The 20,750-nt window shown below is 72.9% G+C and carries 16 protein-coding genes; 2 read left to right on the top strand and 14 right to left on the bottom strand.

Annotated features, from left to right (window positions below; translation table 11 throughout):
* The first annotated feature begins 22 nt into the window (after nt 1-22).
* Entirely contained in the window at nt 23-232 is a 210-nt protein-coding gene (locus ACGFRG_RS31160) for a hypothetical protein (protein ID WP_393269291.1), read from the top strand.
* Nucleotides 233-672: 440 nt separating this feature from the next.
* On the opposite strand, the gene ACGFRG_RS31155 is transcribed toward ACGFRG_RS31160, so the two are convergent.
* The 6 genes from ACGFRG_RS31155 to ACGFRG_RS31130 all read right to left on the bottom strand — a co-directional run bounded on the left by ACGFRG_RS31155 (nt 673) and on the right by ACGFRG_RS31130 (nt 8,589).
* Nucleotides 673-3,003, bottom strand: coding sequence for a xanthine dehydrogenase family protein molybdopterin-binding subunit (locus tag ACGFRG_RS31155; RefSeq protein WP_393269288.1), 2,331 nt, complete (start codon nt 3,001-3,003; stop codon nt 673-675).
* Nucleotides 3,000-4,766, bottom strand: coding sequence for a 2Fe-2S iron-sulfur cluster-binding protein (locus ACGFRG_RS31150; RefSeq protein WP_393269286.1), 1,767 nt, complete (start codon nt 4,764-4,766; stop codon nt 3,000-3,002). Before ACGFRG_RS31150 ends, ACGFRG_RS31155 begins: the two co-directional genes overlap by 4 nt.
* Complete coding sequence (locus tag ACGFRG_RS31145) at nt 4,763-5,662, bottom strand: FAD binding domain-containing protein (RefSeq protein WP_361427638.1); 900 nt, start codon at nt 5,660-5,662, stop codon at nt 4,763-4,765. The genes ACGFRG_RS31150 and ACGFRG_RS31145 overlap by 4 nt, the downstream gene beginning before the upstream one ends.
* Before the next feature lie 286 nt (nt 5,663-5,948).
* A complete protein-coding gene (locus ACGFRG_RS31140) occupies nt 5,949-7,604 on the bottom strand; it encodes a beta-N-acetylhexosaminidase (protein ID WP_361427635.1) in 1,656 nt (551 codons plus the stop codon).
* A 106-nt stretch (nt 7,605-7,710) separates the two neighbouring features.
* Nucleotides 7,711-7,998 carry a DUF3039 domain-containing protein gene (locus tag ACGFRG_RS31135; RefSeq protein ID WP_078966510.1) on the bottom strand — a complete coding sequence of 96 codons (288 nt, stop codon included), beginning with the start codon at nt 7,996-7,998 and terminating at the stop codon, nt 7,711-7,713.
* A gap of 30 nt (nt 7,999-8,028) precedes the next feature.
* Nucleotides 8,029-8,589: a YqgE/AlgH family protein gene (locus ACGFRG_RS31130; protein WP_188273894.1), complete on the bottom strand. Its 561-nt coding sequence runs from the start codon at nt 8,587-8,589 to the stop codon at nt 8,029-8,031.
* Nucleotides 8,590-8,817: 228 nt separating this feature from the next.
* On the opposite strand from ACGFRG_RS31130, the gene murA reads away from it, so the two are divergent.
* The gene (gene murA / locus ACGFRG_RS31125; RefSeq protein WP_283143278.1) at nt 8,818-10,158 is read left to right on the top strand and encodes a UDP-N-acetylglucosamine 1-carboxyvinyltransferase; all 1,341 of its coding nucleotides are present in this window, start codon (nt 8,818-8,820) and stop codon (nt 10,156-10,158) included.
* A 488-nt stretch (nt 10,159-10,646) separates the two neighbouring features.
* Here the strand turns inward: murA and ACGFRG_RS31120 are convergent, their stop codons facing one another.
* The 8 genes from ACGFRG_RS31120 to ACGFRG_RS31085 form a co-directional block, all read right to left on the bottom strand.
* Nucleotides 10,647-10,928 (bottom strand): HU family DNA-binding protein, encoded by a 282-nt coding sequence (locus ACGFRG_RS31120; RefSeq protein ID WP_156726700.1) that lies wholly within the window; start codon nt 10,926-10,928, stop codon nt 10,647-10,649.
* Nucleotides 10,929-11,268: 340 nt separating this feature from the next.
* Nucleotides 11,269-12,684 (bottom strand): NAD-dependent malic enzyme, encoded by a 1,416-nt coding sequence (locus ACGFRG_RS31115; protein ID WP_361430394.1) that lies wholly within the window; start codon nt 12,682-12,684, stop codon nt 11,269-11,271.
* Nucleotides 12,685-13,108: 424 nt separating this feature from the next.
* A complete protein-coding gene (locus ACGFRG_RS31110) occupies nt 13,109-15,538 on the bottom strand; it encodes a UvrD-helicase domain-containing protein (protein WP_361430393.1) in 2,430 nt (809 codons plus the stop codon).
* Nucleotides 15,539-15,655: 117 nt separating this feature from the next.
* Nucleotides 15,656-16,414: a zf-HC2 domain-containing protein gene (locus ACGFRG_RS31105; protein ID WP_361430392.1), complete on the bottom strand. Its 759-nt coding sequence runs from the start codon at nt 16,412-16,414 to the stop codon at nt 15,656-15,658.
* Nucleotides 16,411-16,974 (bottom strand): sigma-70 family RNA polymerase sigma factor, encoded by a 564-nt coding sequence (locus ACGFRG_RS31100; RefSeq protein ID WP_101388525.1) that lies wholly within the window; start codon nt 16,972-16,974, stop codon nt 16,411-16,413. The genes ACGFRG_RS31105 and ACGFRG_RS31100 overlap by 4 nt, the downstream gene beginning before the upstream one ends.
* Before the next feature lie 246 nt (nt 16,975-17,220).
* The gene (locus ACGFRG_RS31095; protein ID WP_361430390.1) at nt 17,221-17,790 is read right to left on the bottom strand and encodes an ABATE domain-containing protein; all 570 of its coding nucleotides are present in this window, start codon (nt 17,788-17,790) and stop codon (nt 17,221-17,223) included.
* 122 nt (nt 17,791-17,912) lie between these two features.
* Nucleotides 17,913-19,058: a uroporphyrinogen-III synthase gene (locus ACGFRG_RS31090; RefSeq protein ID WP_361430389.1), complete on the bottom strand. Its 1,146-nt coding sequence runs from the start codon at nt 19,056-19,058 to the stop codon at nt 17,913-17,915.
* 127 nt (nt 19,059-19,185) lie between these two features.
* The gene (locus ACGFRG_RS31085) at nt 19,186-20,517 is read right to left on the bottom strand and encodes a nitrate/nitrite transporter (protein ID WP_393269278.1); all 1,332 of its coding nucleotides are present in this window, start codon (nt 20,515-20,517) and stop codon (nt 19,186-19,188) included.
* Nucleotides 20,518-20,750: the final 233 nt, after the last annotated feature.

Here is a 20,750-nt window from a genome sequence, read left to right as displayed (position 1 = left end):
CACACGCGCCGTCACGCCGATCGTGGATACGCCGACGCTGCCCCTGCCGCGTGGGCGGGTGGGTCTGCGGGTGCCGGTGCTGCGGGGTGAGGACGCGGTGCTTGTGCGCCCGTATCTGGCCGCGTACGAGCGGGAGGAGAAGGCGCGGGAGCGGCGGCGGGCGCTGGTCCTGGCCGTCCACGGCATCGACGTGGGGCCGCTGGTCATCCACGGGGCGGTGGTGGGCCGGTGAACGCCACCGATCCGAGCGTGGGGCAGAGGCCCGCGATGGAGGACGGGAAGCCGTCCGGACTGGGGTTGTGCTGGGCGGCAGCGCCCGGGAACCCGGCCCGCAACTGCACCCTGACAGACCGTCACAGCGGGCCGCACTCCCACGAGTACTCGGGTGTCGAGTGGGACCGGAGAGGCTGGCTGCGGTGACCTGGGTCGCGGCGCCGGTGCCGTATGCCGAGCTGACGTTGCGGGTGTCACGCGATGGCGGCCGGACCTGGGGGCCGACGCGGGTGATCCCGGCCGCCGCTCCCCTCGTACCGCTGTACACCTCCGAGTGGCCGCCATGCCACTGCGCTCGGTGCCGCCCGGGCCACGAACGGCGCTGAGGTGATCGCGACGCGTTGGAGACGGCCATCCCGCCCGCCCGACGGCGCGCGACGGCCCGTGGCCTGTGGGCCCCTACCCGCCCGCCCCCACAACCACCGCAGCCTGCGGCCGAATAGGCAGCCGGTTCACCGGCCGCCCCGTCGCCGCGCGGACCGCTGAGGCGATCGCCGCCGGGGACGTCACCACCGGTACCGCGCTGGCCGCCTTCGCGCCGAAGGGGGCCACCACGTCGCGTTCCTCCACCAGCTTCACGATGCGGATGTCGGGGGCGTCCAGGGCCGTGGGGAGGGCGTAGCCGGTCAGGTCGGGGTGGCGGACCAGGCCGCGGGCCGTGCGGAGGTTCTCCGTGAGGGCCGCGCCCACTCCCTGGGTGACGCCCGCCTCGATACGGGCCGTCAGCTGGGCGGGGTTCAGTACGCGGCCCACGTCCTGGGCCACCGCCAGCTCCACCACCCGTACCGAGCCCAGCTCGATGTCCACGTCCACCACCGCGCGGATCGCGCAGAACGCGAGGCCCACGAACGCGTCGCCCTGGCCCGTCTCGTCCAGGGGCTCGGTGGGGTGCGGGCGGCACTGGGCCGTGGCCCAGAGCTCCTTGCCGTCCATCGCCTCGGTGACCGTGGTCGACAGGACGCCGTCGTAGGACGTGATCTTGCCGTCGGCGATCTGGAGGAGTTCCGTGGACATGCCGAACTTGTGCGCCAGGGGCTGGAGGAGTTGCGTGCGGACCATCTTCGCCGCTCGTTCCACCGCTCCGCCCGACACCCACGTGTGGCGGCCGTGCGTCGCCGCGCCCGCGGGGGGCTGGTCGGTGTCCACCGGTGCTACGTGGACCTCCTCGATGCCCAGCGTCTCCTGGACGATCTGGCGGGCCAGCGTCGCGAAGCCCTGGCCGGTGTCGACCGCCGCGCAGATCACCGTGGCCACGCCGTCCTGCACCTTGACCGTGGCCGTCGACACCTCGTCCGTGCCCTCCGCCCCCAGCATGTGGACCATGCCCAGCGCGTAGCCGACGCCCCGGCGCACCGCGCCCGGCTCGCCCGCGCCCTCGGGGCCGCCCGGCAGCAGCCAGTCGTCCTCGGGGTCGTCCTTGGGGAGGGTGGGGAGGGGGAAGTCCCGTACGGCGGCGAGGAGTTCGGCCACGGGGGCCGGGCACGTCACCGTCTGGCCCGTCGGGAGCAGGTCGCCCGTCGCCAGGACGTTGCGCATGCGCAGCTCGGCCGGCTCGATGCCCAGCTTCGCCGCGAGCTTGTCCATCTGGCCCTCGTACGCGGCGCACACCTGCATCGCGCCCTCGCCCCGGACGTGTCCGGAGGGCGGGTTGTTCGTACGGACCGCCCAGCCCTCGACGAAGGCGTGGGGGACGACATAGGGGCCGCAGGCGAATGCCACTGCCGCCGCCAACGACTCCGACGACGCCTGCGCGTACGCGCCCGCGTCCAGCAGGATTTGCGCCTCCACCTTCACCAAGCGGCCTTCCGTGTCCGCGTGGTGGCGGTAGCGCAGCAGCGTCGGGTGGCGGTGGGAGTGGCCGAGGAAGGACTCCTCGCGGGTCGCCGTCAGCTTCACCGGGCAGCCGGTGCGCAACGCGAGCAGGCCGAGCGGGAGTTGGAAGCCGAGGTCCTCGCGGTCGCCGGTGGCGCCGGGGACGCCCGTCACCACGATCTTCACGCGCTCCGGGTCCAGGCCGAAGCACGCCGCCGCCAGGTCGCGGTCGGCGTGCGGGTCGGTGGACGCGGTGTAGATCTCCACGCCGCCGTCGGGGCGCGGCACCGCGAGGCCCGCCTCGGCGCCGATCGGGGCCGGGTCCTGGCGGCCGATCCGGTACAGGCCCTCCACCACGACCTCGCCGGTGACGTCCGGGTCGCCGTACTGGAGCGGGATGTGGCGGATCAGGTTGCCGTCGGGGTGCAGCGGTTCGGCCGCGAACGCCTTCTCCGGGTCGGTGACCGGCTCCAGGACCTCGTACTCGACCGCGATCGCCGCCGCGGCCAGCCGGGCCGTGTCGGGGTGGTCGGCGGCGACGGCCGCGATGGGCTCGCCGTGGTGGCGTACGACGTCGGCGGCGAAGACCGGGCGGTCCGCGACGCCGCGGCCGTGCGCCGCGTCGCCGGGCACGTCGGCGTGGGTCACCACGGCCCTGACGCCCGGCATCTCGGTCGCCGCCGAGGTGTCGATCGAGACGATACGAGCGGAGGCGTGCGGGGAGCGCAGGACCGCCGCCCACAGCAGGCCCTCGGCCCACAGGTCGGCCGCGTACGGGAAGGTGCCCTCGGTCTTGGCGCGTGCGTCGGTCGGGCGCAGCGAGGCGCCGATCCCGCGCCCGGGGGTGGGCTGCCGCTCCGGGCCGGTGCCCGCCCCGTCGACCGCCGCGGTCGTCGCGGTGGCTGCGTCGTTGCTCACGCCATGCCTCCGTCGTGCGTGTGCGGGGGCTGGACGCCGCCGGCCCCGGGGCCTGCCTGATGCGGGATGCGCGCCTCGTCCGGGAACCCGGCGCTCTCGTCGGGCCCGGCCGCCTCGTTCGCGGCGGCCGCCTGCGCCGTGCGCCCGGCCGCCACCTCGCGTACGGCGTCGAGCACGCCCCGGTAGCCGGAGCAGCGGCAGAGGTTGCCGCAGAGCGCCTGCCGGGTCTCCAGCTCGGTGGGGGCGTGGTTGCCCTCAAGGAGGTCGTGGACGGTCATGGCCATGCCCGGGATGCAGAAGCCGCACTGCACGGCCCCGCACTCGGCGAGCGCGCGCTGCACGTCGGACGGCTCGCCGTCGACGGCGAGGCCCTCGACCGTACGCACCTCGGACCCGGCGGCGGTCGCCGCGGGCACCAGGCAGGAGGCGACCAGACGGCCGTCCACCTGCACGTTGCACGCGCCGCACTCGCCCTGCGAGCAGCCGTCCTTGGCCCCGGCGAGGCCCAGGCGCTCGCGCAGCACGTAGAGCAGCGACTCACCGACCCACGCCTCGGTGACCGGCCGGTCGGAACCGTTCACGCGCAGCACGTACGAGGCGCGCGGGTGCTCCAGGTCGGCGGCGGGGGGCAGGTCGGGGGCCGGGTCCTGCTCGGTCTCGGGCTCCGGCTGCGGCTCCCGTACGGGCTCGGGCAGCGGGTCCGGTACGTGCTCGGGCTCCGGCAGCGGGCCGCCTGCGGCCACGGGCTGCGGCACGGGCTGGTGGACCTGCGGCTCGGGGGCGTGGACGGGCTCGGCGACGGGGACGGGGGCGGGGGCGGGAGCAGGGTCGGGCCGCGGCTCGTCGACGACCGTCGCGTCCGCTGCCGTGGCCGACTCCTCGCGGACCTCCGCGTGCACGTCCTCGCGCGCGTGGCCGTGCACGTCCTCCACCGCGTCCGGCAGCACGTGCACGTCCGGCTCACGCAGCTCCGGCTCGTGCGCCATCGGGTCGTGCGCCATCAGCTCGTGCGGCTCCGGCTCGCGTACGTCCACGTCCGGCGTGAACGCGGCCGACCACGGGGCGGGCTCGGCGCCGCCCAGGGTCGAGCCGGGGCCGGGCACGGGCCAGGAGGCCGTGTGCGCGTCGTGCTCGTCCCGTACGGGAGCGTCGAGCTCCGCCGGCAGCTCGGCGGCGGCGGGCGCCTCCGGCACGGGCTCCGGCTCGGGATGCTGGGTCGCCCAGGGCGCGGGCGCGCCGCCGGGCAGGGTCGCGGGCGGCGTCGTGCCCCACTGCTCGATGAGCGAGGATGTACTGAATTCGCCGGATTCGTCCGGCAGTTCGCCCTGGGCGACCGGGATCGTCCACTGGCCGGTCAGCGCCGAGTCGTCCTGGAACGTCCACTGGCCGGTGGCGTGCCGGTCCCGCAGCGGGTCGCCCAGCGGGTCGGGCTCGGGCTGCGGGGGCGCGGGCACGGCGGCCGGGTCGGGCCACTGCACCGAGCGCACCTGCCCCTCGCCCCGGTCCGGCTCGGGCAGCGGCGTCGGGATGCTCCAGGTGCCGGTCGCGGCCGGGTCGGTCGCGGCGGCGGGCGTCAACGGCACGATCATCGGCGGCACATAGCCGTGGCCGGGCGCGGCCAGCGGGTCGCCGCCGAGCAGCGCGTCGAGGTCGGCGGGCAGCTGGACGAAGGCGGTGGCGCCGTCGTCGTACTCGCCGCCCTGCGGGACCGGCTGCCAGCCGCCCGTACCGCGCTCGTGCTCACGCTCGTGGTTGTCGCTCACGACAGCGCCCTCCCCAGTGCTCGTCGGGCCAGCGCGGCGACCGTGCGCCGCAGATGCAGTACGGCGGGCGACAGCGCCGGGCCCGGGGTGCCGTCGGCCGCGGGGGCCGGGTCCGGGATGCAGGCGGCGGCCACGTACTCGCCGAAGGCGTTCAGCGCCTCCGGGGCCGGTGCCGCGCGCTCCCCGTCCCAGTCGATCAGCGAGGCGATCCAGCGCTCGGCCTCCAGCGGCCGCAGCGGCATCGGGGCGATCGCGCCGACCGCGCAGCGCACCCCGCGCCGGGCCGGGTCCAGGACGACCGCGACGGAGGCCGTGGCGCGGCCCGGGCCGGTGCGGCCGGTCGCCTTGAGGAAGACCTGCGGGGCGTGCAGCAGCGGCACGCTGACGTAGCCGATGAGCTCGGCGGGGGCGAGCATGTCGCGCCCGGCCAGCAGGTGCGAGACCGGGATCTCGCGGCGGGCGCCCTCGGGGCCCGCGATGATCAGGGTGGCCTCCAGCGCGGCCAGCACGGGCAGCGCGTCACCGGTGGGCGCGGCCGAGGCGATGTTGCCGCCGAGGGTGCCCGCGTTGCGGATCTGCGGGGGGCCGGCGGCGCGCGCGGCGGCCGCGAGCGCCGGGATCAGCGCCGCGAAGTCCGGGCGGCCCATCCGGGCGTGCGTGAGTCCGGCGCCGAGCAGCGCGTGGCCGTCCTGGTACTGCCAGCCGCGGATCTCGTTGATCCGGCCGAGCCCGACGAGGCCGGCGGGGCGCAGCAGACCCCGGTTGACGGCCGCCATCAGATCGGTGCCGCCCGCGACGGGCACGGCGGCGGGCATGGCTGCGAGCGCCGCCACGGCCTCGTCGAGCGAGGCCGGCAGTGTCACCGACTGCGCCTGCTGCGGTGCGTGCGTGGTCAACCCAGCTGCCCCTTCCCGGTCTCCCGGCTGTCCCGACTGTCCCGCCAGTGTCTGGCGTGCGGCTGTGTGGCTGCGTGCTGGCCGTACCGTACGTGCTCACAGCCCGGACGTGGCAACTCTGGCACATCTTCCGAGCCGACCGACGCGAGGGTCCGCGAAGGACAGATCCGTCCCCCACAAGGGGAATGGTCCGAATTCGCAGGTGTTGTACGACTTATCCGCACGGGACGGTCACCGGCCACGGTTCCAGGGACCCGGGCGGCGGGCCCCCGTCTTGCGCCCCGGCTCACACGTTTGGGGGCGACCCGTCGATCGGACGTCCGATCACCCCCGGGCGCCTGTGCCGCGGCAACGGGCCGCCGGGCGGGCGGAAGTCGACGCCCAGCGCGGCAAGTCGTCCGTAATGCGCCTCCATTCGCCGTTCGAACGCGGCGAAATCGCGCTCTTCGGGCGGCGGCAGCGCCGACCAGGCCACCTCGGCGAAGGCGGCGAGCCGGGGGAACACCTGGTAGTCCACGCGCGCCTGGTCCCGCATCACCTCGGTCCACACATTGGCCTGGGCGCCGAGCACGTGCGCCGCCTGTTCCCCGGTCAGCTGCGGCGGCACCGGCTCGAAGCGGTAGACGTCCTCCAGCGTGCGTACGTATCCGATGGGCATCGGCTCGTCGGGCCCGTCCGCCTGCCGGTGGTCCAAGTACACCTGCTGCTCGGGGCACATGACGACGTCGTGGCCCGCCCGCGCGGCCTCGATGCCGCCCGCGTACCCGCGCCAGGACGAGACGGCGGCTCCCGGCGCCAGGCCGCCTTCCAGGATCTCGTCCCAGCCGATGAGCCGGCGACCCCGGTCGGCCAGCCAGCGGTCGAAGTGGCGGATGAACCAGGACTGGAGCGCGTCCTCGTCCGCGAGCCCGAGCTCCTTGATGCGCGCCTGCGCGGCCGGGGACGCCTTCCACTGGTCCTTGGGGCACTCGTCGCCGCCGATGTGGACGAACGGCGACGTGGCGGCGGGGAAGAGCTCCAGGACTTCTTCCAGTACGCCCTCGTAGAAGCGGAGGGTGTTGTCGGTGGGGGCGAGTACGTTGGGATTGACGCCCCAGGTGTCCCAGACGGAGAGGCGGGTGGTGTCGATGACGTCGGTGTTGCCCAGTTCGGGGTATGCGGCGATGGCCGCCTGCGAGTGGCCCGGGATGTCGATTTCCGGAACCACGCGGATATGCCGCTCGGCGGCGTACGCGACGATCTCGCGGATGTCGTCCTGGGTGTAGTAGCCGCCGTGCGGCTCCTCGTCCCACAACTGCGAGGCGCGATGGCCGTATTTGGTCCGCGCACGCCAGGCGCCCACCTCGGTCAGCTTCGGGAAGCGCTTGATCTCGATGCGCCAGCCCTGGTCGTCGGTGAGGTGGAAGTGGAAGACGTTGAGCTTGTGCGCGGCGAGCAGATCGAGGTAACGCAGCACGCCGTCCTTGGGCATGAAGTGGCGTGAGACGTCGAGCATGAGGCCGCGCCAGCCGAACCGGGGCGCGTCCTCGATGACTTGCTGCGTGATGCCGCGCCAGGCGCCCGGATCCGCACACGCCTTGCGGTACGCGTCGGGCCCGAGCAGCTGACGCAAGGTCTGCGCGCCCCAGAACACCCCGGCCGCGCTACCGCCCACGATCTCGACGGACGACGTGACGGTGAGCCGGTACGCCTCGGGGGCGAGGGCGGGGTCGACGCGCAGGGTGATGCCGCCCGGCGTGCCCGCCTCGCCCGGCGGCAGCTCGCGCGCGAGCGCGGCGCCCACCGTGGAGCGCAGCCAGCGAGCCACGCCCTCGGTGCCGGGGCCCGCCGCGAGCGCCGTGTCCGGCGCCAGGACGAAGGCGCAGCGCCACGGGCCGTCGACGGAGACCGGTGCCGGGATCAGAGCCGCAGCCGCATCCACATCCGCAGGAGTCATCGCCATGCGCCACACCGTAGACGCAACGCGCACGGCCCCCGGGGGCGCACCTCGCAGCGCGCCCCCGGGGGCCGTCCGTCGGACCGGTCAGGGCCTACGTGTCAGGCAGGACCTACTTCTTGTCCTTGCCGCCCTTGTCCTTGTCGCCACCGGCGCCCATGGACTCGTAGATCTCCTTGCACATCGGGCAGACCGGGTACTTCTTCGGGTCACGGCCCGGTACCCAGACCTTGCCGCAGAGCGCGACAACGGGGGTCCCGTCGAGCGCGCTCGCCATGATCTTGTCCTTCTGGACGTAGTGGGCGAAGCGCTCGTGGTCGCCGTCGCCGTTCGACACCTGCGGCGTCGGCTCTACGAGGGTCCCCGTACCTGCCCCGCGCTCGGGCTCAAGAGTGCTCATAAGTTCCTAGCGTACTGGCGCGCGAGGGCATCAGTTGAGCGAAGGGTCGTCCGGGTACGTCGCCACCATCGCCAGTTCGCTGCGCTGGCGGCGCAGTACCGCGCGCCACAGCGACTCCGGCTCGGGCGAGGAGACGTCGCCCGGCTCGGACTCCACCACGTACCAGGCGCCGTCGCTCAGCTCGTCCTCCAGCTGGCCCGGGCCCCAGCCCGAGTAACCGGCGAAGATCCGCAGCGAGCCGAGCGCGGCCGCGAGCAGTTCCGGGGGCGCCTCCAGGTCGACCAGGCCGATCGCCCCGTACACCCGGCGCCAGCCGAGCGGCCCCTCGTCACCGGGGATGACGGCGACGCCGAGGGCCGAGTCCAGGGAGACCGGGCCGCCCTGGAAGACCACCCCGGGCTCGCCCGCGAGCGAGGCCCACGGCTCCAGGATGTCGCCGACGGTGACCGGGGTCGGGCGGTTCAGGACAACGCCGAGGGAGCCCTCCTCGTCGTGGTCGAGGAGCAGCACCACCGCGCGGTCGAAGTTCGGATCCGCGAGGGCGGGGGTGGCGACGAGCAGCCGCCCTGTGAGCGAGGACACCTCGGTCATGCGGACATGATCCCGCATCTTCGGCTCCGGCGGGGAGCGCACGGCAGCAATGGGGCGCGACCGGTTTCGGCCATGGTGTGCGGTGACGCTGCGCGAACTCGCTTGAGCGGAGCGTGTTGTGGCAAATTCATTACGGTTGCGAAGCCCCCTCGCCCTTACGGGACATGGGTCCAGGCCCCTTACCCTTTTCTCTGGCCCCCTGCCCGACGACTCCGGAACGCGAGATTCATGACCGGCACAGACGATGTACTGCTTGTCCACGGCGGAACCCCGCTGGAGGGCGAGATCCGCGTCCGCGGCGCGAAGAACCTCGTGCCGAAGGCGATGGTCGCCGCCCTGCTCGGCAGCGGTCCGAGCCGGCTGCGCAATGTGCCCGACATCCGCGACGTACGCGTCGTACGCGGCCTGCTGCAGCTGCACGGGGTGACGGTCCGCCCCGGCGAGGAGCCCGGCGAGCTGATTCTCGACCCGTCGCATGTCGAAAGCGCGAACGTCGCCGACATCGACGCGCACGCGGGGTCCTCCCGGATCCCGATCCTGCTCTGCGGCCCGCTGCTGCACCGTCTCGGCCACGCCTTCATCCCGGGGCTCGGCGGCTGCGACATCGGCGGCCGGCCGATCGACTTCCACTTCGAGGTGCTGCGGCAGTTCGGCGCGACCATCGAGAAGCGGGCGGACGGGCAGTACCTGGAGGCCCCGCAGCGGCTGCGCGGCACCAAGATCCGGCTGCCGTACCCGTCGGTGGGCGCGACCGAGCAGGTGCTCCTCACGGCCGTCCTGGCCGAGGGTGTGACCGAGCTCTCCAACGCCGCCGTGGAGCCGGAGATCGAGGACCTCATCTGCGTGCTGCAGAAGATGGGCGCGATCATCGCCATGGACACCGACCGGACCATCCGGATCACCGGTGTCGACAAGCTCGGCGGCTACACCCACCGCGCGCTCTCGGACCGCCTGGAGGCCGCCTCCTGGGCGTCCGCGGCGCTCGCGACCGAGGGCAACATCTACGTCCGCGGCGCGCAGCAGCGGTCGATGATGACCTTCCTGAACACGTACCGGAAGGTCGGCGGCGCCTTCGAGATCGACGACGAGGGCATCCGGTTCTGGCACCCCGGCGGCTCGCTCAAGTCGATCGCGCTGGAGACGGACGTGCACCCCGGCTTCCAGACCGACTGGCAGCAGCCGCTGGTCGTGGCCCTGACGCAGGCCACGGGCCTGTCGATCGTCCACGAGACGGTGTACGAGTCGCGGCTCGGCTTCACCTCGGCGCTCAACCAGATGGGCGCGCACATCCAGCTGTACCGGGAGTGCCTGGGCGGCTCGGACTGCCGCTTCGGGCAGCGCAACTTCCTGCACTCCGCGGTCGTGAGCGGCCCCACGAAGCTCCAGGGCGCCGATCTGGTGATCCCGGACCTCCGGGGCGGGTTCTCGTACCTGATCGCCGCGCTGGCCGCGCAGGGCACGTCGCGGGTCCACGGCATCGACCTGATCAACCGCGGTTACGAGAACTTCATGGAGAAGCTGGTCGAGCTGGGAGCGAAGGTAGAACTCCCGAACGGCGCGCTGAGCTAACCGCGAGCAGCCACCCCACCCCGCCCCTTCCCTAAACCCTCCGGGGGCGGGAGGGGGCGGAGGTGTTTCCCGGGGGCGTACGCCCCCGACCCCCGGCGGGGCTGCGCCCCCGCACCCCCTCGGGGGCTCCGCCCCCATACCCCTGGCGGGGCCTGCGGCCCCTGCACCCCGCGCTGCGTCTGCGGGCCGTCTTGGGCTGGTCGCGCCCACGCGGCGGAGCCGCAAATGTCACAGCCCCGCGCCCCTGAAGGAGGGCCCGAAGGGCCCATCCAAGGGGCGCGGGGAACTGCGCGGGCAAGCCAGCACGGTCCGCGGACGGACGATCGCCTCCCCAGGGGCGCGGGGAACTGCGCGACCAGCCCCCACCGGCCCGCAGACGAACACCCGCGACCAGCCACCGCGCCGCGCGTACGCCGAAGGGCGGCCACCCCCCTCCACGGGGGTGGCCGCCCTTCGTCGTTCAGCTAAGCGACCTCGAAGAGGAACGCTTACTTGCCCTTCGCGGCTTCCTTGAGCTTCGAGCCCGCGGAGACCTTCACGCTGAAGCCGGCCGGGATGTCGATCGGCTCGCCGGTCTGCGGGTTGCGCGCGGTGCGAGCGGCACGGTGGGTGCGCTCGAAGGTCAGGAAGCCGGGGATGGTGACCTTCTCGTCGCCCTTGGCGACGATCTCGCCGACGGTCTCGGCGAACGCGGCCAGAACGGCGTCGGCGTCCTTGCGGGTCACCTCGGCGCGGTCGGCCAGCGCGGCCACCAGCTCACTGCGGTTCATGTTCTTACTCCCGTGTTCTTCTTGCCTGTGAGGCGTGAGATCGAAGCCGATGCTGCCAGGGTCCTCGGTCAGTCCCCGGACCCGGGTCCGTTCTCACGACGCTCGCGTCCTTGGGGGTTCCCCCTGGACGAAGTCCTTGGGGGAGCATCCTGCCCCCACCTGTGGCGGGAAAGCCAATCCGGCACCCTCCGGAGTCACACGAAAAGCGCCACAGCCTGCTGTTGGTGACGCTCCGTCGACTCTGCGGAGACTGAGTGGAACCGCCGGAGCGGATGCGGGGTCATGGTCCGCCACCCTACGGGCGGCCCCACAACCCCGCATCCCGCGACGCGCCGGACGCTCAGAAGGCGGCCTGGGCCGCCGTGCGCACCGCTCCCGCGACCGCGCCCGCGACCTTGTCGTTGAAGACCGACGGGATGATGTAGTTCGGGTTCAGCTCGTCCTCGGTCACCACGTCCGCCAGCGCGGTCGCGGCGGCCAGCATCATGTCCGTGTTGACCGTACGGGACTGGGCGTCCAGGAGGCCGCGGAAGACGCCGGGGAAGACCAGCACGTTGTTGATCTGGTTCGGGAAGTCCGAGCGGCCGGTGGCCACGACGGCCGCGGTCTGGCGGGCCAGGCCCGGGTCGACCTCCGGGTCCGGGTTCGCGAGCGCGAACACGATGGCGTCGTCGGCCATCGCGGCCACGTCGTCGCCGTTCAGGACGTTGGGGGCGGAGACGCCGATGAACACGTCGGCGCCGACCACGGCCTCCTTCAGCGTGCCCGTCAGGCCCTCCGGGTTGGTGTTCTCGGCGATCCAGCGCAGCGCCGCCATGTCGCTGCCCGCCTCGGGTCCGGCCAGGTCCGCGCGGCCCGAGTGGACGACGCCCTGGATGTCGGCGACGACCGCGTTCTTCACACCGGCCGCGACGAGCAGCTTGAGGATGGCCGTACCGGCCGCGCCCGCGCCGGACATGACGACCCGTACGTCCCCGATGCCCTTGCCGACCACGCGCAGCGCGTTGGTCAGCGCGGCCAGCACCACGATCGCGGTGCCGTGCTGGTCGTCGTGGAAGACCGGGATGTCCAGGGCCTCGCGCAGCCGCGCCTCGATCTCGAAGCAGCGGGGGGCCGAGATGTCTTCGAGGTTGATGCCCGCGAAGCCGGGGGCGATGGCCTTGACGATCTCGACGATGGCGTCGGTGTCCTGGGTGTCCAGGCAGATCGGCCAGGCGTCGATGTCGGCGAAGCGCTTGAAGAGGGCCGCCTTGCCCTCCATGACCGGCATGGCGGCCATCGGGCCGATGTTGCCGAGGCCGAGCACCGCGGAGCCGTCGGTGACGACCGCGACGGTGTTGCGCTTGATGGTGAGGCGGCGGGCGTCCTCGGGGTTCTCGGCGATCGCCATGCACACCCGGGCGACACCCGGGGTGTAGATCATCGAGAGGTCGTCACGGTTGCGGATGGGGTGCTTGGACGCCATCTCGATCTTGCCGCCGAGGTGCATCAGGAACGTACGGTCGGAGACCTTGCCGAGGGTGACGCCCTCGATCCCGCGCAGCTTCTCGACGATCTCGTCGGCGTGCGCGGTGGAGGTGGCCGCGATGGTGACGTCGATCCGCAGCTTCTCGTGGCCGGAGGCGGTCACGTCGAGGCCGGTGACGGAACCGCCGGAGGACTCCACGGCCGTGGTGAGCTGGGAGACCGCCGTTCCGCTCGCGGGCACCTCCAGCCGGACCGTCATCGAGTACGAGACGCTGGGCGCCGTTGCCATGACCGGGTTCCTCTGCTTTCCCTAGCTTCGTTGCTAGCGCCGCGCCGGCTGTTGCCGGGCAACGCCATCCGATGTTCGCACCTACCGGTGGGTAGCCGGTAACGCGGTCTGTTCTGCGGAAAACAGTTTCCACCATACGAGATTCGATCGTCCGGCGGAAGCCCCGAAAGGCCCGCCGAGGACCACCGAAAGCAGAACAGGCCCACGTCATCGGAAGATGACGTGGGCCTGTCGCCACGTTGAAGACACCGACCCGCCATGCTCGCCTCGCGGCAAGTGGTCGCTCTAGGCGACTAAGGTTGGGCCCGGGGGCTTGGATCGAGCCGGTGCCGTACCCAGGCTAACAAACCACCCCGGCAAGTGATTCAAGCATCGCGAGTTGACCCGGATTCAGTACCGGGTCGGCCCCCCGGTCCCGGCCCGCTCAGTCCCGCAGCAGGTCCGGCACCCCGTTCGCGTCCGGCTCGTCGCGCTCGCCCGCGACGACCGTGAGCTGCTGGGTGGCCCGGGTCAGCGCCACGTACAGCACGCGAAGACCGGCGGGCGACTCGTCCGCGATCTCGGCCGGGGAGACGACGACCGTGGCGTCGTACTCCAGGCCCTTCGCCTCCAGGCTGCCCAGCGCCACCACGCGCTCGCCCAGATCCGCCAGCCAGCGCGCCGCCTGCTCGCGCCGGCGCATCGCGACGACGACGCCCACCGTGCCGTCGACCTGGTCGAGCAACCGGGCCGCCTCCTCCCGTACCGACCGCGCGAGATCGTCCCCCGCGACGGTGAAGCGCGGCTCGACCCCCGTGGAGCGCACCGCGGCCGGGGACTTCATGCCCGGCATCGCCAACGCCAGGACGCGGGCGGCCAGTTCGGCGATCTCGGCCGGGTTGCGGTAGTTCACGGTCAGCTCGAAGCGGCGGCGCGGGCGCGAGCCCAGCGCCTCGTCGCGCGCGGCGGCCGCCTCGTCCGGGTCGGACCAGGACGACTGGGCCGGGTCGCCCACGACCGTCCAGGTGGCCGTGCGGCCCCGGCGGCCCACCATCCGCCACTGCATCGGCGTGAGGTCCTGCGCCTCGTCGACGATGACGTGCGCGTACTCGGTGCGCTCCTGGGCCAGGCGCTCCGCGCGCTCGCGCTGGGTCTCCTCGCGCTGCGGCATCAGCTCCTCAAGGCCGGTGAGCGCGTCCAGCGGGTCGTACTCGCGCTTCTTGCGGGGCCGGGCCGGGGTGCCGAGCAGCGTCTGGAGCTCGTCCAGGAGCGCCACGTCGTGCACCGAGAGCGGGCCGTGGCCCGAGGCGTCGAGCCGGGACAGCGAGCGCGCCAGGCGCCGGGTCTCGCCGGGCGTGAGCACCCGCCGGGCCCAGCGGCCCAGGCGCCGCTCGTCGCCCATCGCGGCGAGCACCCCGCGCGGGGTGAGCTCGGGCCACCAGGCGTCCAGGAACGCGGTGAAGCTGTCCTCGGAGGTGATGTCGTCGTCGAACGAGGACCGCAGCTCGGCGGCGAGCTCGGGGTCCGTGTGCCGCCCGGCCGCGCCGGAGCGGGCCCACAGCGCGTCGAGCAGCAGCTTGCGGGCGCGCGGGCGCAGCAGGTTGACCGGCGCGGTGCCGCCGAGCACGGCGTGCCGGATCCGCCGCAGCTCCTCCGCCTCCAGCTCCACGCGGCGGCCGAAGGCGACCACGCGCAGCAGGGTGGGCGTGACGGCCGCCTTCTCGGCCCTGTCGTCGGCCGGGGGCTCCTCGCCGAAGGCGAGCTGTCCCGCGTCCGCCGTCGCCGCGGCGGCACCCTGGGACGGTCTGCCCCGCCGGGTGCGGCTGCGTCCCGGCTCGCCCGTCTCCAGCGCTCCCCGGGCCGCCTTGCGCAGCACGTGGAGCATCCGGGACGAGCCCTTGATCCTGGCCGTCGCCGGGTCGTCGTACGCGGTGGCCTCGGCGCCGTCGACCAGGTTGCCGACCGCGCGGATCGCCACCTGCCCTTCCTCGCCGAGCGAGGGCAGCACGCCCTCGGTGTACGCCACGAGCAGCGGGGTCGGCGAGACGATCAGGATGCCGCCCGCGTACCGGCGGCGGTCCTGGTAGAGCAGATACGCGGCGCGGTGCAGCGCGACCGCCGTCTTGCCGGTGCCGGGGCCGCCCTCCACGTACGTGACGGAGGCGGCGGGCGCCCGGATCACCAGGTCCTGCTCGGCCTGGATGGAGGCGACGATGTCCCGCATGGTGTGGCTGCGGGCCTGGCCGAGCGCGGCCATCAGGGCGCCGTCGCCGATCACCGCGAGCTCGGTGCCGTCCAGCGTGGCGGTCAGCTCCGGGCGCATCAGGTCGTCCTCGACGCCGAGCACCTTGCGGCCCTTGGAGCGGATGACGCGGCGGCGCACGACCCGGCCCGGGTCGACCGGCGTGGAGCGGTAGAACGGCGCGGCGGCGGGCGCCCGCCAGTCGATGACCAGCGGCGCGTAGTCCGAGTCGAGGACGCCGATGCGGCCGATGTGCAGCGTCTCGGCGATGTCGGCGTACTTGCCGCCCGCCTCCTCGCGCACGGCCCCCTCGGCGGGCTCCACGGCCGTGTACGCCCCGTCCGGGCCCTTCTTGCCGTCCTTGCCGAGCAGCAGGTCGATCCGGCCGAAGAGGAAGTCCTCGAATTCGTTGTTCAGGCGGTTGAGGTGGATCCCGGCCCTGAAGACCTGGGCGTCCCGCTCGGCGAGCGCGCCGGGCGTGCCCACCTGGCCGCGTTTGGCGGCGTCGTTCATCAGGAACTCCGCCTCGTGGATCTTCTCCTCAAGGCGGCGGTACACCTTGTCCAGGTGTTCCTGTTCGACTCCGATCTCGCGATCTCTGACCGAGTCGACAGCGGCTTCCTGCGCGGCCACCGAGGCCCCCTTCTGACGTGCATTGGGCAGCCGTCAACCGTACGCGAAGGGGGCGGGTCTGTCAGGCGGTGACCAGCCGCTGATCGTCACGGATCAGGTCACATCGCGGCCGAAGGCTCAGGCGGGCACGTCCACCAGAGCCTTGCCGTCGAGCGTCTTGACCTCGAAATGATCGATCTGGTCCCGGTTCATGGCGGTACCGCCGTGCACATACAGCGGGTACTCCGCCTCCTTGTGCGGGCTGTCCTTGATCCCGTAACCCCACTTGGGCACCGCCCAGGTGGTGACGGTCTCCTGGTCGCCGTTCTTGCCGATCGCGATGAGGCTGCACTTGAGCGGGCCCTTGACGTTCTTCAGCTCAAGCACGGTGTGGGTGCCCCACGCCTTCGGCTCGGTGCCCACGGTCGCGCTGACGCCGGTCGTCGCGTCGGTCGCCGCCACCTTCTGGCTCATGTGGTGGAAGAACGCGTCCTCGGCGGGGCTCGTCGGGTGCGGCTCGGCGCTGATCGAGGTGGAGCCGCCGTCCCCGGACGTGGCCACCACCGCGACCGCCGGGCCGCCGACGGCGAGCACGGCCGCGGCCGCGACCAGGTACTGGGTGCGGCGCCGGCGCTTGGCCCGGACGATCGCGACCTCGCTGATCAGGCGCTCGCTCATGCTGGGCGGAGCCGGGCGCAGCGGGCGCTCGGCGGGCCCCGGGAACTCCTTCAGGGTGGCCAGCAGGGGCTCCATCCCGGCCATCTGCTCCAACTCGGCCGCGCACAGCTCGCAGCCCGCCAGGTGGGCTTCGAAGGCCGTGGCCTCGGCGTCGTCGAGGATGCCGAGCGCGTACGCCGCGACCGCCTCGTGTTCGGACTGGTACTCCGGCGTGGTCATGCCGTCACCCCCCGTTCCTCCAACGCGAGTTTCATGGACCGCAGGGCGTAGAACACCCGGGACCTGACGGTCCCGCTCGGTACGCCCAGCACCTCGGCCGCTTCATTGACCGTACGTCCTTTGAAGTACGTCTCGACCAGCGCCTCCCGATGGGCGGGCGTCAGGTCGTCGAGCGCGTCCGAGAGCGTCATCAGCCACAGCGCCTTGTCGATCTCGTCCTCCGCGGGCATGACCTCCAGCGGCGACGGATCGACCTCCTGCGGCCGGGCCTGCCGGCTGCGGTGGCCGTCGATGACGATGCGCCGTGCGACCGTCACCAGCCAGGGGCGGACCGAACCGGTGGCTCTGTTGAGCTGACCGGCGTTCTTCCAGGCACGGATGAGCGTCTCCTGCACGACGTCCTCGGCTCGCTGGCGATCGCCTGCGACGAGACGGAGCACATACGCGAGCAGCGGGCCCGCGTGCTCACGGTAGAGCGCCCGCATCAGCTCCTCGTCCGGAACGGAGCGGTGCCGGGCGCCCTGCGGACGGTCATCGGCCACGGCGGCATCCTTGCGCACCAGAACCTCCCGGTCGAGACCCTGCCCGGCCGCGAATGCGGGCGGGCTCCTGTCCCTCCATACGGAGCTCCGGCTGATCCCATTCAACGCCCGGAGAAGTTTTTTGGCGCGGGTGGGACGAGCGAGGTTTAAAGGCGGTACATAGGTCGTCACATAGGTCGCTTTAAGCGTTTTCCGAGGTGACGGGCTTACGCGTGTTACTCGGCGGGCTTACCCGAGGTAGCCCGCGGCGGGTTTTCACTCGGGTCACGAGGTGGCGGCGACCGCCGCCCGGCGGCGGTGGCGGGCCACCCGCTCCCGGTTGCCGCAGACCTCGCTGGAGCACCAGCGCCGGCGCCGCCCGCGCGAGGTGTCCAGATAGAGCCGGAAGCAGTTGTCGCCCTCGCACTGGCGCAGCCGGGACCGGTCCCGGGGATCGGTGAGCAGTTCGACGGCGTCCCGGGCGACCACGGCGAGCAGCGCCGTGCAGTCGGGGGCGCCGCTGAAGGTGCGCACCAGGCGTCCGTCGGCGCCCCGGATCGCACGTACGCCCGGGGGTGCGGCGGCGGCGAGGGCGTTGACCCGCTCCAGGGCCGCGACGGCGCTGCCGCCCCGCCCGGTCAGCTCGGCGTACACCAACTGCCCGATCTGGTCGCGCAGTTCGACGAACCGCACCAGCCAGCCGCCGTCGGCCTGGGCGAGCGGGGTCCCGGCGGGCACCAGACCGGTGCCCAGAAGCCACTGTCCGAGCCGCCCGGCGCTGTCGAGCTGATCGCTGTCGTACGCCCCGGTCGCCACCAGATCCAGACAGATCCGCCCGGAGTCGAACCGCAACATGCGTCACCGCCTAGGGGGGTTACCGGTGAGTGCTCTCCCCCAGAGTGCCCGCCACGGGGCGGCGCCGGAACCCCTTCTGCCGGGACCCGGCGGCTCGGCTCGTCCGCTACTCGTCCCCGCTCCTACGCATCTGCGTACTTTGCGTCCGACTCCGGGTCCAGGGCCAGCCGGTAGCCGCGCTTGACCACGGTCTGGATGAGCTTGGGCGCGCCCAGGGCGGTGCGCAGCCGGGTCATCGCGGTCTCCACGGCGTGCTCGTCGGTGCCCGAGCCGGGCAGCGCCCGCAGCAGGTCGGCGCGGGAGACGACCCAGCCGGGCCGCTGGGCGAGGGTGCGCAGCAGGGCCATCCCGGCGGGCGGCACCGGCCGCAGGTCGCCGTCGACCAGGACCGCGTGCCCCCGGATCTCCACCCGGCGCCCGGCGACGGGCAACGCCCGCGAGCGCGCGGGAAGTTCACAGCAGAGCAGCTGCACCAGCGGACCGAGCCGGAACCGCTCGGGCGCGACCGTCTTGATCCCCCGGGCCTGCAGCGGCAGCGCGGTGACCGGCCCGACGCAGGCGGCCAGCACGTCCCGGTCGAGCGCGCGGAGGAGTTCGGGGAGCATCCCGCGCTCCTCGGCCCGGGAGAACAGCGAGGCGGCGGCGGGCGCGCTGGTGAAGGTGAGCGCGTCGAGCCCGCGCGCCACGGTGAGGTCGAGCAGCCGGTCGAGCGGCCCGATGTCCTCGGGCGGCAGCCACCGGTAGACCGGTACGCCGACGACCTGGGCGCCCGCCTCCCGCAGCGCCTCCACGAAGCCGGGCAGCGGTTCGCCGTGCAGCTGGATCGCGATCCGGCGGCCCTCCACGCCGTGGCCGAGCAGCCGGTCCAGGACCTCGGCCATGGAGTCGGACGACGGCGACCACTCCTCGGTGAGCCCGGCGGCCCGTATCGCGCCCTTGGCCTTGGGGCCCCGGGCGAGGAGTTCGGTGCCGCGCAGCCGGGCGAGCAGCGGCTCGCCCAGGCCCCAGCCGTCGGCCGCCTCCACCCAGCCCCGGAAGCCGATCGCGGTGGTGGCGACCACGATGTGCGGTGGCTCGTCGATCAGTTCCTTGGTGGCCGACAGCAACTCGCTGTCGTTGGCGAGCGGCACGATGCGCAGGGCGGGCCCGTGGACGACGGCCGCGCCGCGCCGCTGGAGCAGCGCCCCGAGCTCATCGGCGCGGCGGGCGGCGGTGACTCCGACCGTGAACCCTGCGAGGGGCCGGGGCCCGTGAGGTGTGTCGACCATGGCGGCTCTCCAGTGGGGTGGTGCGGCGGGTCGTTCCGAGCCTGTCAACCCCCCATGACAGGCCCGGTTCACGCGCATGTCCCCGGTGTTACGGCGAGGGGTGGTGCGACGCGGTCCGTGTGTTCCATTACACCCCGGCGTACACCGCCTCCGACTCGGTGGCTTTCGCGACGGGGAAGCGAAGGTATACCGCCCAGGTGACGGTGGAGCAGACCGCGTAGAAGGCGAGGAACGAGACGAACGCGGCGGTCCCGGTGCCGTTGGACAGGAAGGACTGGCGGAAGGCGAGGTTGATGCCGAGGCCGCCGAGCGCGCCGACCGCCCCGATCAGGCCCATGGCCGCCCCGGAGAGCCGCCGCCCGTACGCGGCGGCGTCCTCGCCCACCATGCCCTTGGACACCGCACGGGCCTGGAAGATCGCCGGGATCATCTTGTACGTGGAGCCGTTGCCGAGCCCGCTGAGGACGAACAGGGAGATGAAGCCGACGAGGAAGACGCCGAGCGACTTCTCGACCGACGCGTAGACCACGACCCCGGTCGCGACCGCCATCGCGGCGAAGTTCCACAGCGTGATCCGCGCCCCGCCGACCCGGTCGGCGAGCGAGCCGCCGACGGGCCGGACGACCGAGCCGAGCAGCGGCCCGATGAAGGTGAGCGAGGCGGCCTGGAGCGGGGTGCGCCCGAACTGCGTCTGGAGCACAAGACCGAAGGCGAAGCTGTACCCGATGAACGACCCGAAGGTGCCGATGTAGAGCAGCGACATGATCCAGGTGTGCTTGTCCCGCACGGCCTCCAGGGCGGCCCCGGTGTCGTTCCTCACGGGCGCGAGGTTGTCCATCTTCAGCGCGGCGCCGATGGCGGCGGCCACGATGAGCGGCACGTACACAGCGAGCACGATGCGCGGATGCGTGGCCCCGGCGGTCCCGATGACGAGCAGCCCGATCAGCTGCACCACGGGCACCCCGATGTTCCCGCCCCCGGCGTTGAGCCCGAGGGCCCACCCCTTCTTCCGCAGCGGGAAGAACGCGTTGATGTTGGTCATCGAGGAGGCGAAGTTCCCGCCGCCGATGCCCGCGAGCGCGGCGACGGCCATGAAGGTCCCGTACGAGGTCCCGGGCTTCATCACGGCGTACGCGGCGACGGTGGGCACGAGCAGCGAAAGCGCGCTGAAAATGGTCCAGTTCCGGCCGCCGAACCGGGCGACGGCGAAGGTGTACGGGATCCGTACGACCGCGCCGACGGCGGTGGCGGTCGAGATCAGGAAGAACTTCCCGGCCGGGTCGACGTGGTAGGCGGGCCCCATGAACAGGACCATGACCGACCACATGGACCAGATGGAGAACCCGATGTGCTCCGAGAAGACGGAGAAGAGCAGGTTGCGGCGGGCGGTCCGCTCCCCGGTCTCCCGCCAGAAGACCTCGTCCTCCGGATCCCACTGTTGGATCCAACGGCCACTCATGACGCCTCCATGATCGATCGTGTCGCCGTGATGCCATGCGCTGCGCGGGGTGCGTGTGCAGGGTTCGTTTCCGGACACCCGACGGTAGGGACGTGGGGTTTCACCCCCGTGCCGCCGCGTGACCGCCGGGCAACCTTGTGTTCACGAGGGGACGGGGAGTGCGGTGAGGGTGCGACCGACTGTAGGGCGGGGGGTGGGGGCGTGGCGGACGGCGCGATCCGCAGTCGAACGGA

It is taken from the genome of Streptomyces sp. NPDC048696 (assembly GCF_043198895.1).
Lineage (GTDB): Bacteria > Actinomycetota > Actinomycetes > Streptomycetales > Streptomycetaceae > Streptomyces.
This window is presented reverse-complemented; position numbering and strand designations above follow the sequence as displayed.

What these genes read in the sequence shown, in the direction of transcription:
- ACGFRG_RS31140 (WP_361427635.1), bottom strand. Translation starts at nt 7,604, where the DNA reads ATGGCGATGACTCCTGCGGATGTGGATGCGGCTGCGGCTCTGATCCCG.
- ACGFRG_RS31135 (WP_078966510.1), bottom strand. Translation starts at nt 7,998, where the DNA reads ATGAGCACTCTTGAGCCCGAGCGCGGGGCAGGTACGGGGACCCTCGTA.
- ACGFRG_RS31130 (WP_188273894.1), bottom strand. Translation starts at nt 8,589, where the DNA reads ATGACCGAGGTGTCCTCGCTCACAGGGCGGCTGCTCGTCGCCACCCCC.
- murA (WP_283143278.1), top strand. Translation starts at nt 8,818, where the DNA reads ATGACCGGCACAGACGATGTACTGCTTGTCCACGGCGGAACCCCGCTG.
- ACGFRG_RS31120 (WP_156726700.1), bottom strand. Translation starts at nt 10,928, where the DNA reads ATGAACCGCAGTGAGCTGGTGGCCGCGCTGGCCGACCGCGCCGAGGTG.
- ACGFRG_RS31115 (WP_361430394.1), bottom strand. Translation starts at nt 12,684, where the DNA reads ATGGCAACGGCGCCCAGCGTCTCGTACTCGATGACGGTCCGGCTGGAG.
- ACGFRG_RS31105 (WP_361430392.1), bottom strand. Translation starts at nt 16,414, where the DNA reads ATGACCACGCCGGAGTACCAGTCCGAACACGAGGCGGTCGCGGCGTAC.
- ACGFRG_RS31095 (WP_361430390.1), bottom strand. Translation starts at nt 17,790, where the DNA reads ATGTTGCGGTTCGACTCCGGGCGGATCTGTCTGGATCTGGTGGCGACC.
- ACGFRG_RS31090 (WP_361430389.1), bottom strand. Translation starts at nt 19,058, where the DNA reads ATGGTCGACACACCTCACGGGCCCCGGCCCCTCGCAGGGTTCACGGTC.
- ACGFRG_RS31085 (WP_393269278.1), bottom strand. Translation starts at nt 20,517, where the DNA reads ATGAGTGGCCGTTGGATCCAACAGTGGGATCCGGAGGACGAGGTCTTC.